Source organism: Olsenella sp. Marseille-QA0557, from assembly GCF_965119725.1.
GTDB lineage: Bacteria > Actinomycetota > Coriobacteriia > Coriobacteriales > Atopobiaceae > Coprovicinus > Coprovicinus avistercoris.
In genome coordinates this window covers 1,211,035-1,223,533 of the sequence record NZ_CBCPMI010000001.1, presented here as the reverse complement: position 1 = coordinate 1,223,533, position 12,499 = coordinate 1,211,035, and the positions used below count along the sequence as shown (strand labels likewise).

Below are 12,499 nucleotides of genomic sequence, written 5' to 3'. Positions count from 1 at the left end.
TTTTTTATAAAGCTGAATAAGCCAATTGTCCCAATTATGGTATTCTTGCTCGTTAGTAGCATTATGTTGTTCCTCTTTAGGAGGTAGTGTGACCGACCAAAACCATTCTCTGATGTTTAGCAAAGGTCGCGGAGTAACATCACTTGGCAATCGAGTTTTAAAGATAGTTCCCAGCAAGCAGACGGGTCCTACCTCTAATCCTAAAATTACAACTGGTGTCAATCGCAAGAATCTTTCTGAGTCATCAATTCGCATCATTGCAACACCGACACCAACTGCCATTAATACCTTTTTCTACATTCAAAGGATTGGCTATTACGAGACTGTTCCTCCTTTTTCTCGTAATGCTCCAGGCCTTGACGCCTACAACATCTTCTTTACGGTAGCCGGTACTGGCACCTTTAAGTACATGGGCGAAGAATATGTCCAGCGCAAAGGTGATATTGTTTGGTTCGACTGTAAAAAGAAGTATTCTATCGCCGCACTTGATAAAGGCTGGAGCTACTACTGGCTCCAATTCAACGGTAATTCTGCACGCGGCTATTACAAGGAATACACCAAACGCGGTGATAATTTCACCAATGTCTCGAGCGAGCTCAATACGTATCGCTCAATTTTTGAGAGACTCATTGAGCTCTCTCAGGCAACTTCCATACGAAGAGAGATCCTTGTAAACGATGCTCTTGTCCACATGATGACTATTCTGCTCGAGAACCGCGTTGATTCGAGCCTCACACTCAATTCTGTTCCAGAATACATTCGTGAGACTGTAGATTACTTAAACTGGCATTACACGGATAAGACACCTCTTACAGAGTTGGCCTCTAATGTTGGTGTAAGCAAGTTTCATCTATCCCGCAGTTTTAAGCGGTATGTTGGCGTAACTATTGGACAATACGTTATGGCAAATCGCCTTCGTTATGCTCGCGACCTTCTGAAATATACCGACAAACCTATAAGACAAGTCGCACAAATGTGCGGTATACCACAACCCTCACACTTTACCGCCATGTTTAAAGAGGCTGAAGGCGTTACTCCTCTGTCATATCGTAAGCATTGGGAAGAGACGGGCTATTACGAAACCGAGGAGCCCACACCCTAAAGCCCTCATTAGCAATACACAATCTTTATCACAAATCAGATTATTACTTCATAGCAAAAAGGAGGTATCGACCAAGTCGACACCTCCTTTTAATTACAAGCTTATAGTTGTAAAACTTAGCCGCGCTTGTCCTGATGCATCTTAGCGAGAACCTCAAGCTCCTCTGCAGGAAGATCGCACTGAGCATTCGGGAACAGGGTCTTACGAATGTAGTAAACCTGAAGCAGCATCTCAACGGACATGATACGGCTGTAAGCCTCAAGAGGAGTAGAGCCAACAGCGAGAACACCATGGTTCTGCAGGAAGACTACATCATAGTCCTGGATGTACTTCGGGAGTTCAGCAATGATGTCAGGAGAGCCAGGAGTACCATACTTGAGGCAAGGAACCTTACCAAAGAGAATCTGGAACTCAGGAGATGCAGGGTCATCATAGGCCATGTTAGCCTGAGCAAAAGCGGTGCAGTATGGAGCGTGGCAGTGTACAACGGACTCAACGTCGTCACGCAGGGTGTAGCAAATGGTGTGCATAGGAGTCTCAGAAGTCGGAGCAAGCTCGCCCTCGAGAACCTTGCCGTCCATATCAACACAAATGATCTTGCCCTCGGTCAGAAGCTCCTTGGAGTTGCCAGAAGGAGTCTCATAAACCTTGTTGCCCTTCCTTACGGAAATGTTGCCCTCGTAAGTACCAACAAGGCTCTTACGGTTCATCATCTGAGCAACCTCGACGATTTGACGCTTAATCTCATAATCGGGGACGTTGTCGTAACCTGCCATCTTGCTTCCTCTCTCGCTTCTAGCGACTACGAACGTGACTTCACTATAACGTTTCAGACGTGTTTCAAATGTTCTCGATATTGCTATAAATAATCAAATATTGCCCTCCTACTATTCTAGGACAGTATCTATCACGAATTGCCAAATCTCTACTCTTAACTGGTTGTTTATAGAGATAACAATCGCTTTATAGAAGCAAACAGATTTATATGTATCCATCTCATGTTGCTCGTTGTTTATCTATAAACAAGGACCCGCCTCCAAATGGAGACGGGTCCCGCTTGATGGATGAGAGAGTATTGCGAGCAAGCCAAACCGCAAGCAGATGCTTTAGCGGCCGAGCTCCTTCTTGATCTCGACATTGCGCTTTGCCATGTGCTTGTAGAGAAGCACGAAGAGCGCAAGCCAGACAATGAGCAGCACAATCGCGACAACGTGACCAGAGAGGCCGTTGACGAGAACCCAACGGAAGTCGGGGCACTCCATGGTGGACCAAGTAATGGAGGGGTTCTCGCCCATGCCAGCGAGCGAGTCGGGCGACCAAGTCTGGGCCAGACGTGTGCAGTAGCCAGCGAAGGAAGAACCAACCATCAGGTACACCGGGGTGGCGATGATACCAAGAATGAGCATCTTGATGAGGTTGCCACCGGTGAGGAGCAGTGCAGGTACGGCGCAGCAGGTGTTGATGATACCAGCGAACGGAAGGACCGTGTTGCCGATAGGAGCAAGAACAACTGCGAAGATAAGCTCGACAGGAATGAGCAGGATGGTGAGAACCCAGAGCTCGTTCGAGCCAGCAACGATAGGCCAGTCAAGGCCGATGTAAAGCTCACGGCCGTCCTGGAACTTAGCCTTCATCCAGTCACCCACAGCGTCGGAGATCGGCGAAAGGGCCTGCATGAAGAGCTTGGAGACCATCGGGAAGAGGACCATTGCGGTAGCGGCCTGGATACCGAGGGTCAGAGCAGCCTGGAGCTCGCCATAAGCGATAGCGCCAAGGACGATACCAATGATGAGGCCCATTACGGAGTTCTCACCAAAGATACCAAAGTGATCGCGGAGCCACTTAGCGTCAACATTGTTGTTCTGAATGGCAGGGATCTTCTCGAGGATGAGCTCAAACGGGAACATAAGAACGGCGGTGAAGGTCATGGAGTGTGGAACCGTTACGCCAGGGATGCCCGTGATCTTCTCAATTGAAGGAGCCCACATATCGCCGATCTTGATACCAAGAGCGGCCATAAGGCCAGCACCAACAAATGCAAGAACCATTGCAACGGTGGTGCCCATGCCAGCCTCTTCGCAAGCATAGTTGATAAGAACGGCGGTGAACAGAAGGTTCCAGACGTTCCAAAGGTCAACATTAAGAGTGTTGGTCTTGTTGGTCACCAACAGGATGATGTTGATGACGATAAGAAGCGGGAAGCACAGAACGCCGAAAGGCCAAGCCCAAGCAATAGCGGACATTGCAGGCCAACCAGTGTCGACGGTGGTGAGGGCAAGGCCGGTCTTGTCAGCAAGGCCCTCAGCGGCAGGCTGAATTGCGCCTGTCATGAAGCTTGTAATGGTGTTCATGCCCGTGAAGGCAATGCCGAGAGTCAGAGCTGCGATAAACGCATCGCCCGGCTTCATCTTCACGCACAGACCCAGGACAAACATGATCAGCGGTACGAATACTGCTGCACCAAATCCCAGGATATAGTTAACGACATTTAACAGAATATCCATCAAGTTCTCCCTTCTCCAGTTCGCGGTGCTTTGTTGACTTGCTCTCTCCCTTAACAATTACGCACCAAAATATTCAAATGGTGCTCCATAAGTCTAACACAAAGTTCTTACGAAGATTCTATTTTGAGCTTCAATTTCTTGGTTTTCCTGAGACAACGCTCTGATATGGGGTTTTGTTTTTCAGATATTAATTAGTTTCTCTTTTTAGTTTATTTGTTTCTCTTATCCTTTTCTGACTCTATATTTGTAATGTTCTGTTTTATAACTTTATTGCTTTTGATATTCATAAAAAAGAAGGCACACCATGTGGTGTGCCTTCCTGGGTGCCACAAAGAACTATGTAGGAAATCTTACATGCCCTCAATGTAGCCAGCGCGCGGGGTAAGACCAAAGTGCTCGCACAGATCGCGGAGACCCTGATCATCGATGCCCTGCTTATCGCAGCCGCAACGCTTCATCTCGAGATAGACGCCAGCAACCTTGTCGACAGTCTCGAGCAGGCCAAAGGCATCGTGCAGAGAATGACCAGCGCTGAAGACGCCGTGATACTGCCAGACGACGAAACGACGATCCTTCATCTTCTCGAGGGTTGCGTCTGCAATGTCCTGGGTTCCGCAAACCATGAACGGAACAAGACCAATGCCCTCGGGGAACAGAACGATTGCCTCAGGAATGATGCGCCAAAGAGCAAGGGTGAATTCCTTCTCGTCGGTAGGACCAACATGCGTCATAGCGAGCACGTTGGTTGCATGGTTGTGCATAACAACACGCTGCTCAGGATCAACAGCAAGACGTGCAGCATGTGTAGCGAGGTGTGCAGGGAACTCAGAAGTCGGACGGTTGTCCTCAAGACCATAGGCGATCTCGTAGTAATCGCCTTCCTCAGGAATGTAGCAAATGCCAAGCAGGTGGTCGGGATCGTCACGGAGCTCACGGAAATAGGAGCCGGTAGCAGTAACGAGAACATACTTGCCACGAACACCATCAGGAACCTTGAGATCTACCTTGCGGCCAGCACCTGGAGTATAGCCAAGCTCAGCTACCTCCTCATCTGTCAGCAGATACGTAATGTTGCCACCATTGGCCTCGTCCCAGTTCTTGTCCCACATGAGATAGGCAAGCTCCTGGACCTCCTTGACGGCGCCGATCTGCTTCCAATCAGCCATATCTCTCCCCTTTCCTTTTTAGTGAATGCAGTACTTGCATACCTATAGCTTACGACTCAAAACATAACAGGTTGTGTCATAAATTGGCAAAATCTTGCAGTAGATTTGAATATTTTTTCAATCTGCAGAACCTGCTACGCTTTTTCATCCTCTTCATTATCTGAAGCAGCTTCCAATGCTGGCAGCTCTTCATTGTTGTCAGAATCATCCGTCTCGGTATTCTGTGATCCGTATTTTGCCTGTACATAGTCATCGTATGAAATACCAAGTTTCTCGGCTTTCTTGCGATCACGCTTTTCACGACGAAGACGCAGACGCTCTTGGGTAAGTGCTTGCATGAGATTCTTTCGCTCATCGTCAGAAAGATCCTCTGCCATACCCATCGCAATTTTGCGCTTCTCCAACATGTCGTTATAGTCCTGGAGAATGTAATCCTTGCCATAACGATCTACAAACAAAATGATGAGTAGTGCTGGCAAAGCATAATAAATGCTACTTGTGAGCAAACCCAAAACAAGAAATGCCGCAGAGAGAAAAACGAGGGCAAACCATCCCGCCTTAGGAATATTAAATTTATTCTCAGGCGCCTGGTGCTCCTCTTCATACTTGCGCAATGAGGCGTTGCCCGGCGCAATATATTTTTTCTTCTTGCTCTTAGACACGTTATTCCTCTCGTTACAAAAGATGGTCCACATCCTTGTGATGTGGACCATCCATGTTAGCCGAGAATACACATTCCGTCGAATTGGATGTGCGGAAAATATCTCGAATTACTTATGCCTTAGGACGGGAGTTAACCTCGTCGATAGCAGCAAGAAGCTTCTTGTACTCGGCGTCCTGGCCAATGCCAGTGAGGAATGCAACACCGTTGAATACAGGAATGCCCCAGTCGGTGTCTTCCTTAACAATGGAGATATAAATGTCGGCCTGCTTAATGGTGTGCTTGATGGACTTGATGTCAACAGCCTCGATGGTGGCGTCAACATTGTCGGCCTTGAGCAGACGCTCGACCTTGGAAGCGACGGTCTGGGAGGTGGCTACACCGGAGCCACAAGCAACGATAATACGAGCGGTCATACTAGTCCTCCTTGAAGAGAATGTCTTTCCCAGCGAGACGCTTTGTCTCGCCGTAGTACCAACTATAGCCTCGTTTTACTCGAAACGAGAGGTGATGGACTCAATAAGGCCCTCAGCTGTGGTCTGAGCCATAATGTCTTCCACAGCCTCATTGTTCATGAAGATGTTCATGAGGTTCTGAAGCACGGCAACCTGGCCACCATCACGCTGAACACCAAGATTAATAATAAGCTGAGCGTCTACATCCTCGCCAGCGCCAGCCATGTGCTCAAAACGAATGGGAGTCTTGGGCTTAACAATAGCGATATAAGGCTTCTCAAGGTGCTGAGGATCCGTGTGAGGAATTGCAATCTCAGCGGCCTCGCAACGAAGACCGGTGGGGTAATTTTTCTCACGAGTTGTAATACCTTCCAGCCAGGTATCCTTGATGTAGCCCATGGCATCCAGCTTGTCGTGAAGCTGCTGGAAAAAGTCCTCGCGATCCTTGCACTCCATATCAAAGAAAACGAGTTCCGGCTTAAAGAGTGCGGTATCGGCGTTAGCCATGTATTGACCCCTTTCGTGTTATGTGTCGTATCTCCCTTGATACGGACACGTTATACCCAAATTATCTCTTAATCTCGCCATAATGACCAGAAATTGTCAACAGGCGGACGCCCTCAATTCGTAAATGAATAAAGGGCGCCTTCGATATTTACTCAGTAGGAAGAACCGTGCGAATGCAAAGAGCCATAGAAATTGCTCCTGCATCAGGCGTACCAAGACTACGCTCAGCAGCCGGACGAGCACGACCAACCTTAGGAACCATATTAGCGGTATCTTCAGCAGCCTTCTGAGCAATTTCTGCGGCAGTAGCCCAGGCATCCTCAAGAGACTTGCCTTCGCCAGCGGCAGCCTCAAGAGCCTCACCAAATGGAATCAGTGCATCGAGCATGGTCTTATCGCCACGGTGAGCGCCACCAAGAGAAAGCATCTTCTCATAAGCAGCCTTTACTGCATCTGCAGCAACCTGAGCATCATAGGCATCGGCCTGATCGCCCACAACGGCACCAGCAGCCTCAAGCGCTGATCCCCACAGAACACCAGAGGTGCCACCAGCCTTAGCAGCCCAAGCACGACCGGCTTCCTTAAGAACAGAACCAGCTGCTGCGCCCTTCTCGCGCGCATCTTTTGCAGCCTCAGCAGCAAAGGTTGAACCCTTTACCATGCCACGACCATGGTCGCCGTCTCCAGCAACACCGTCAATCTTTGCAAGCTCTTCCTCAGCGTCAGCAATGGCAGTCTGCATACGCGCAAAGGCATCAACGATGTAGTCAGCGGCCTTTTCAGAAGCTTCGGAACCCTTTTCAAAAGTATCCGCTTGCTCAGTGAGCTCTGCGTAGACCTTGCGCTCACCAGAAGCCATCGAGCTAGCGCCCTTGCGGAAAGAAGCAGTATCGCAGGGAGCGCTCCAATAGGTCTCGAGCTCATCGTCAAGATACTCAACTGCCAGAGCAATGCCTTCCATATCGAGGGAGGTGACAAACTCACCCACGAGCGGCTCAACAAGGGTGTATCCCTTATCCTCGAGCAGCTGGCGCACTGTGCCCCATACAACGAAGAGCTCTTCGTACTTGGTGGAGCCCAGACCATCAAGAATAACTGCAATGCGCTTTGAATTGTCAGCAGGTGCCTCAGTAAGTACGCGATCCACGAGCAATTCTGCAACCTCAGCAGCGCTTGCCAAATCGCCTTCGCCTACACCAGGCTCACCATGGATGCCCTGGCCAATCTCCATCTTGCCATGAGGAACATGGAAGAGAGGCTCATCAGCACCAGGAAGGGTGCAGCCACGGAATCCGACCGACATGGTGCGGGTACGATCATTTGCCTTGGTGGTAATACGGACAAGATCGTCGAAAGAAACGCCAGCTGCTGCAGCTGCGCCCGCAGCCTTAAATACCATGAAGGTACCGACGTTACCGCGACGCTTCTCAATCTCATCAGTAGTAGCAGAAGCCACATCATCAGTAATGAAGAAAGAACGAGCGTCAATACCATCTTCAATAAGGCGGTCACGCGCCATGTTGAAGTTCATCTTGTCGCCAGCATAGTTGCCACCCACAATGAAGACGCCAGTGCCCTGCTCAACAGAGCGAGCTACACCGAGCACATCTTCAGTTGAAGGAGACGTAAATACGTTACCAACAACCGTTGCATCCATAAAGCCGTCGCCGATGATGCCACAGAATGCTGGATAGTGACCTGAGCCACCACCATTGATAACGGCAATTTTTCCTTCGGGCATCTTAGTGGCACGAGCAACGCCGCCAGGAACCTCTACAACATAATCAGGATATGCAGCAACATATCCCTTAAGCATGTCCTCACGGAATGTCTTAGGATCGTTAAAGAGCATGTAGCAAGTCCTTTCTCACAGATTAACCCGAGGCAGTACAAAACAGCGTACTGCCTCGGGTGCCATAGCTCTTACAGCATCAATGCCAACGTACTATTCCTCAAAGTAGTTCTGCAGACCAACGAGCATGTAGTAACCAGCAAGCGCACCCTGGTCTACAACACCCTTTGCCTTGGCAGCGTGGACAGCAGCCTTACCATACTTGGGCAGCATATCCTTTGTTGCCTCAACGCCCTCATGAGCGCCTTCAACAGCTGCGGAAATAACATCGCGGAAACTTGCATCAGGATTGGCATCAACGAGTGCCTGTGCCTTCTCTGCTCCAGCATGCACGGAATCGAGAATGGTGCGATCGCCCAACTCACACTTACCGCGCTTCTTAATGCCAGCTGCAAAGGCAGTAACATACGCAGCGATATCGGCAGGAACAAGCTCAACCTTGCCCTTAAAAGCCTTGCCGGCCTCCATAATGCCAGAGCTCATGAGGGTTCCCATGGTTGAAGGAACCTCATTCTGCATCTTCATACCGCTCTTCATGAGCTGCTTGCCAATATCGCCTTCGGCAGCATTATCACGAAGGAAGCCAGGAAGTGCGCCATAGCCCTTGCTCATAGTGAGACCAAGGTCGCCATCGCCCATAGCGGCATCCATTTCGCAGAGCTCATCTTTCTTATCTGCGAAAACAATAGCAACCTGATCAAACATCTCAGGAATCTCGTTAACGGTGATCTTTTCCATCACAAATGCCTCCAGACGATATGTGCTCTAGCGCTGGCAAATAAACGGAGTATCGACTGGGTAGTCGAAGTAGCCCTTGAGCTCATCGTCAACCTTGCAGATGGAGATAGAGGCACCCATCATCTCCATGGAAGTGGCGTACTCGCCGGTCCAAGAGCGATAAACCTTGATTCCCTTGGCCTCAAGCTGCTTGCGAACAGAATTATTCAGAATGTAGAGCTCCTCAATGGAGGTGGCGCCCAGACCATTGATAAGTACTGCTACCTCATCGCCCTCAGCAAGCGGCATGTCATCAAGGATCTCGCGAACCGACTCTTCAGCAAGCTCATCGGCGGTCTTGATGGGGCCATTCCAAACGCCCGGCTCACCATGGATGCCCATACCAAAGGCCATCTCATTCTCGCCAAGCTCGAAGTTTGCATGACCAACTTCAGGGACAATGCAGGGAGTAAGAGCGAAACCGACGGTACGAACGTTGTCGCCAGCCTTCTTAGCAGCAGCAAGTACCTCGTCCAAGGTGCCCATCTGGTCGGCCTTAGCACCGGCAGCCTTATACATAAAGAAAATGCCAGCTACGCCACGACGGGCCTCGGGGTTCTTGTTGGACAGAACGTCATCTGCGCCTGTAATTGAACGAGTCTCGATATCGTCCATATCGAGCATCTCAGCAGCCATGTCAAAGTTCATAACATCGCCGGTGTAGTTGCCATACAGGAACAGAACACCAGCGCCAGCCTCAACCTCTTTGGCGATGTTGTAAATCTGCTCTGCAGAAGGCGACTGGAAAACGCCACCAACACCGCAGCCGTCGATAAGGCCTTCGCCAACATAGCCAAGGAACAGCGGCAGGTGACCAGTACCACCGCCAGTAATGATGGCTACTTTGCCCGGCTTCTTGTTTGCGATGCAAAAGCAACGCAAATCGTCAGCCGTGCACTTCACCTTATCGGGATGTGCGGCATAGATGCCTTGCAACATCTCATCGGTGTAGTTCTCAGGTGCGTTGATAATCTTCTTCATGACTCCCTGTTCCTTCCTTCCTTCATAAAGAACGAACCTGGTATTGGACTGATTATCTCATACGGAGTTCTGCCAAACATAAGCATCGGTCGAAGGTCGTGGTAAGTCTGCCATTTGGTAGCAAAATTTTTGTATTTTTCTCCAAATGGCACACAAATCAGACCAAATGAGGGATAGAACACCCCTCAAATTCGAGAATTTCAGACCTCACGACGCGTCTCAGAACTAATAACACAACGATTGGCAGGCAGCCAAACACTGCCCCATTCCACCGGCGTCCCATCATCCAAACGGACAAGCTGAGCACATTCCAAAATGGGAGTGTGTTCATCGCATTCCAAGTATTTTGCACGCATACGTCCTGCGGTGCGCGCCCTATACGTCACTTCAGAAGAACCAACACCGCGGCCACTGAGACGTTCAACAGCAGCAAACAATCCTTCTTGAGAAAAATCAACCATCTCGAGACCGGGAGCTACACGGATATTGAGATGGCTTTCGATGAACATAACAGGCTTATTATCAACGGAGCGCACTCTTGAAAGATACAAGCACTTCTCACCTTGATTGAGCTGCAAGAATTGGGCACACGCCTTTCCCGCTGTCTCGCGCCTAAGCTCCACTACCCGCGTGACAAAATCAATCCCTTGTGCATGCATTGACTCTGCATACGAAAGTAACCGATTGGAGGATGGACGCGCCATAACGGGTTGGGTTACGTAGGTACCTCTGCCCCGTTGCTGAACAAGCAACCCCTCATCCACAAGAGCGCGAATACCCTTCTGAACTGTTCCACGAGAAAGACCCAGCATGGCCATCAACTCATGCTCTGAAGGAATTCGTTCTTCTACTCCCCACTCGCGAGAATAGATTTTCTCACGTACAAAGTCAGATACCTGTACATGAAGTGGCACGTTTCCATTTTTATCTAGCGTTTCCAACGCCCCTCCCATGTAGTTTGAGGTTGTATCGCTTAATAGCATACACTCCTCATACACACCAAAAAGCACTTCATGCAGTTGAGAGGTAGCTCCATGGAAGAACAGCGTGCCTTATTTATGCTTTGGCAGGATGCGTATAGCCTTAAGCATCTTCTTGAGCGTCCACATCTCAATGAAGTGGCCTTTAAGAACACACCGCTCGATCGAAGTGCCGTGTGTACACAGCTTGCAAGTCTTGTAGCTCATGCTCAGGCAGTAAGTCCAAAAACACGTGCTACGCTTCCGGCCATCCCATGGCACCTTCTCAAGGATCTTCCAGACCTCACCGATCCCGCAGCGCCTTTTCATATGGATGAGTCAGACCTTTCAACCACTTGGGATATTGCCAATACTCTTGCTAACACCTGTACGCGTGAGTTGACTAATGACATTCGTGTTATTAAAGCTCGCACGTATATGGATAACGTCATGTCACGGAGCGCATCGCAATGGCCACAACCAGACATGTCAAAGAAGGCTCCGGAAAAAGACACTGCTCTTGTAAAGGCTCTTTCGCAGGCAATAGCGAGCCTTCATATCGAGTCGCAAGAACATCCGCCCTACGAAGCGCTCTGGCTTCTCACGGGAGAGAAGACCTGTGTTGTAGTAGTGGAAGATACGCCTCAGATGAACAGATCGGAAGCTCAAAAGCTTGCAGAAGCACTTAAAAATGCATCCGGTAAAGAAATTACCTTGATACCGCAAACTCGAATTCACCCCATTCTTTGGGATGACATTATTTCTCGAGAGGTTCTACTTTGGGAGTACCCCAACAGAACACGGAAGCACCTGGCACCCAGCTCCATTGATCATCACCACGGATAATTATAAAAGCCCCTGAGCTCGCTTTTGCAGCTGAGTAGCAATAGCCTGATGAGTCTCCTCAAACGTCTGAGCAAAAAAGGCCGCATCAAGGAGATTCCAATCGGGCTCCTCAGCAAGGTGTTCCTCACGATTTTTATCAACAATTGTTTTTGCAGCATCGAGAGCAGCCAATACATCACTTTGAGCTAAAGGATATTGGGGGAATGCTTGCGCCTGACGCAAGAGTTCATCAGTCTCATGAGGCACTGAAGTGATAGTGAGCATACGACCAAATGCATCAAAGTCAGCCTGCTTACGAATGCGAAGCTCATCACCATGGGGCAAATCTTTATTCGCTATCACGCGACGCACCGCGCCGTTGTAACACCTATCTGCCACAAGATGTGCCCACGCTCCAAGTGTAAGATCGGTCGCTTCTTGTAGACCTGGGCGGGACACAACATATGAATCCCAAAAAAGATCTGCATCGGGCAGAGGCATAAACGTAGGATCTGTAAGATGCGTTGCTCCATATGGAATAGTCCTTGTAGTATGGGCGACCATATACCCTACGTAAATATCAGGAACAAGATTGCCAAATAGGAAGCAATTAACATCATGAATGCCGAGCTCCTCCTGGTCATATTCTGCTAAAAGTCGCTCAACATGGGCGGTATGTATATTCCAACTCGGCATATAAACGCTCCAAA

Annotated in this window: 13 protein-coding genes; 2 read left to right on the top strand and 11 right to left on the bottom strand. The window is 49.3% G+C overall.

The genetic code is table 11. The features are described from left to right. Positions 1 to 88 precede the first annotated feature (88 nt). A complete protein-coding gene (locus ACQY6Y_RS05655; RefSeq protein ID WP_428379339.1) occupies positions 89 to 1,102 on the top strand; it encodes an AraC family transcriptional regulator in 1,014 nt (337 codons plus the stop codon). 116 nt (positions 1,103 to 1,218) lie between these two features. Here ACQY6Y_RS05655 and ACQY6Y_RS05650 read toward each other — a convergent pair whose 3' ends face one another. The 10 genes from ACQY6Y_RS05650 to ACQY6Y_RS05605 form a co-directional block, all read right to left on the bottom strand. Next, positions 1,219 to 1,878 carry a class II aldolase/adducin family protein gene (locus ACQY6Y_RS05650; protein WP_428379338.1) on the bottom strand — a complete coding sequence of 220 codons (660 nt, stop codon included), beginning with the start codon at positions 1,876 to 1,878 and terminating at the stop codon, positions 1,219 to 1,221. A 330-nt stretch (positions 1,879 to 2,208) separates the two neighbouring features. Next, entirely contained in the window at positions 2,209 to 3,606 is a 1,398-nt protein-coding gene (locus tag ACQY6Y_RS05645; RefSeq protein WP_428379337.1) for a PTS galactitol transporter subunit IIC, read from the bottom strand. 350 nt (positions 3,607 to 3,956) lie between these two features. After that, a complete protein-coding gene (gene rhaD / locus ACQY6Y_RS05640; RefSeq protein WP_428379336.1) occupies positions 3,957 to 4,772 on the bottom strand; it encodes a rhamnulose-1-phosphate aldolase in 816 nt (271 codons plus the stop codon). Positions 4,773 to 4,906: 134 nt separating this feature from the next. Beyond that, positions 4,907 to 5,434, bottom strand: coding sequence for a hypothetical protein (locus ACQY6Y_RS05635; protein ID WP_428379335.1), 528 nt, complete (start codon positions 5,432 to 5,434; stop codon positions 4,907 to 4,909). A gap of 112 nt (positions 5,435 to 5,546) precedes the next feature. Further along, positions 5,547 to 5,849 carry a PTS sugar transporter subunit IIB gene (locus tag ACQY6Y_RS05630; protein WP_428379334.1) on the bottom strand — a complete coding sequence of 101 codons (303 nt, stop codon included), beginning with the start codon at positions 5,847 to 5,849 and terminating at the stop codon, positions 5,547 to 5,549. 75 nt (positions 5,850 to 5,924) lie between these two features. Then, the gene (locus tag ACQY6Y_RS05625; protein ID WP_428379333.1) at positions 5,925 to 6,395 is read right to left on the bottom strand and encodes a PTS sugar transporter subunit IIA; all 471 of its coding nucleotides are present in this window, start codon (positions 6,393 to 6,395) and stop codon (positions 5,925 to 5,927) included. A gap of 148 nt (positions 6,396 to 6,543) precedes the next feature. Then, positions 6,544 to 8,247, bottom strand: coding sequence for a dihydroxyacetone kinase family protein (locus tag ACQY6Y_RS05620; protein ID WP_428379332.1), 1,704 nt, complete (start codon positions 8,245 to 8,247; stop codon positions 6,544 to 6,546). Positions 8,248 to 8,340: 93 nt separating this feature from the next. Next, positions 8,341 to 8,985 carry a dihydroxyacetone kinase subunit L gene (locus ACQY6Y_RS05615; protein WP_428379955.1) on the bottom strand — a complete coding sequence of 215 codons (645 nt, stop codon included), beginning with the start codon at positions 8,983 to 8,985 and terminating at the stop codon, positions 8,341 to 8,343. 27 nt (positions 8,986 to 9,012) lie between these two features. Continuing rightward, entirely contained in the window at positions 9,013 to 10,005 is a 993-nt protein-coding gene (locus tag ACQY6Y_RS05610) for a dihydroxyacetone kinase subunit DhaK (protein ID WP_428379331.1), read from the bottom strand. A gap of 200 nt (positions 10,006 to 10,205) precedes the next feature. After that, positions 10,206 to 10,988: a GntR family transcriptional regulator gene (locus ACQY6Y_RS05605; RefSeq protein ID WP_428379330.1), complete on the bottom strand. Its 783-nt coding sequence runs from the start codon at positions 10,986 to 10,988 to the stop codon at positions 10,206 to 10,208. Positions 10,989 to 11,039: 51 nt separating this feature from the next. Here ACQY6Y_RS05605 and ACQY6Y_RS05600 point away from each other — a divergent pair, with 51 nt between their 5' ends. Next, positions 11,040 to 11,810: a hypothetical protein gene (locus tag ACQY6Y_RS05600; RefSeq protein ID WP_428379329.1), complete on the top strand. Its 771-nt coding sequence runs from the start codon at positions 11,040 to 11,042 to the stop codon at positions 11,808 to 11,810. Here the strand turns inward: ACQY6Y_RS05600 and ACQY6Y_RS05595 are convergent, their stop codons facing one another. Next, a complete protein-coding gene (locus ACQY6Y_RS05595; RefSeq protein WP_428379328.1) occupies positions 11,811 to 12,485 on the bottom strand; it encodes a hypothetical protein in 675 nt (224 codons plus the stop codon). Positions 12,486 to 12,499: the final 14 nt, after the last annotated feature.

Excerpts from the sequence above, each read along its gene's own strand:
- ACQY6Y_RS05610 (WP_428379331.1), bottom strand. The coding sequence starts at position 10,005 with ATGAAGAAGATTATCAACGCACCTGAGAACTACACCGATGAGATGTTG.
- ACQY6Y_RS05600 (WP_428379329.1), top strand. The coding sequence starts at position 11,040 with ATGGAAGAACAGCGTGCCTTATTTATGCTTTGGCAGGATGCGTATAGC.
- ACQY6Y_RS05615 (WP_428379955.1), bottom strand. The coding sequence starts at position 8,985 with ATGGAAAAGATCACCGTTAACGAGATTCCTGAGATGTTTGATCAGGTT.
- ACQY6Y_RS05625 (WP_428379333.1), bottom strand. The coding sequence starts at position 6,395 with ATGGCTAACGCCGATACCGCACTCTTTAAGCCGGAACTCGTTTTCTTT.
- ACQY6Y_RS05650 (WP_428379338.1), bottom strand. The coding sequence starts at position 1,878 with ATGGCAGGTTACGACAACGTCCCCGATTATGAGATTAAGCGTCAAATC.
- ACQY6Y_RS05645 (WP_428379337.1), bottom strand. The coding sequence starts at position 3,606 with ATGGATATTCTGTTAAATGTCGTTAACTATATCCTGGGATTTGGTGCA.
- ACQY6Y_RS05595 (WP_428379328.1), bottom strand. The coding sequence starts at position 12,485 with ATGCCGAGTTGGAATATACATACCGCCCATGTTGAGCGACTTTTAGCA.
- ACQY6Y_RS05605 (WP_428379330.1), bottom strand. The coding sequence starts at position 10,988 with ATGCTATTAAGCGATACAACCTCAAACTACATGGGAGGGGCGTTGGAA.
- ACQY6Y_RS05630 (WP_428379334.1), bottom strand. The coding sequence starts at position 5,849 with ATGACCGCTCGTATTATCGTTGCTTGTGGCTCCGGTGTAGCCACCTCC.
- ACQY6Y_RS05620 (WP_428379332.1), bottom strand. The coding sequence starts at position 8,247 with ATGCTCTTTAACGATCCTAAGACATTCCGTGAGGACATGCTTAAGGGA.
- rhaD (WP_428379336.1), bottom strand. The coding sequence starts at position 4,772 with ATGGCTGATTGGAAGCAGATCGGCGCCGTCAAGGAGGTCCAGGAGCTT.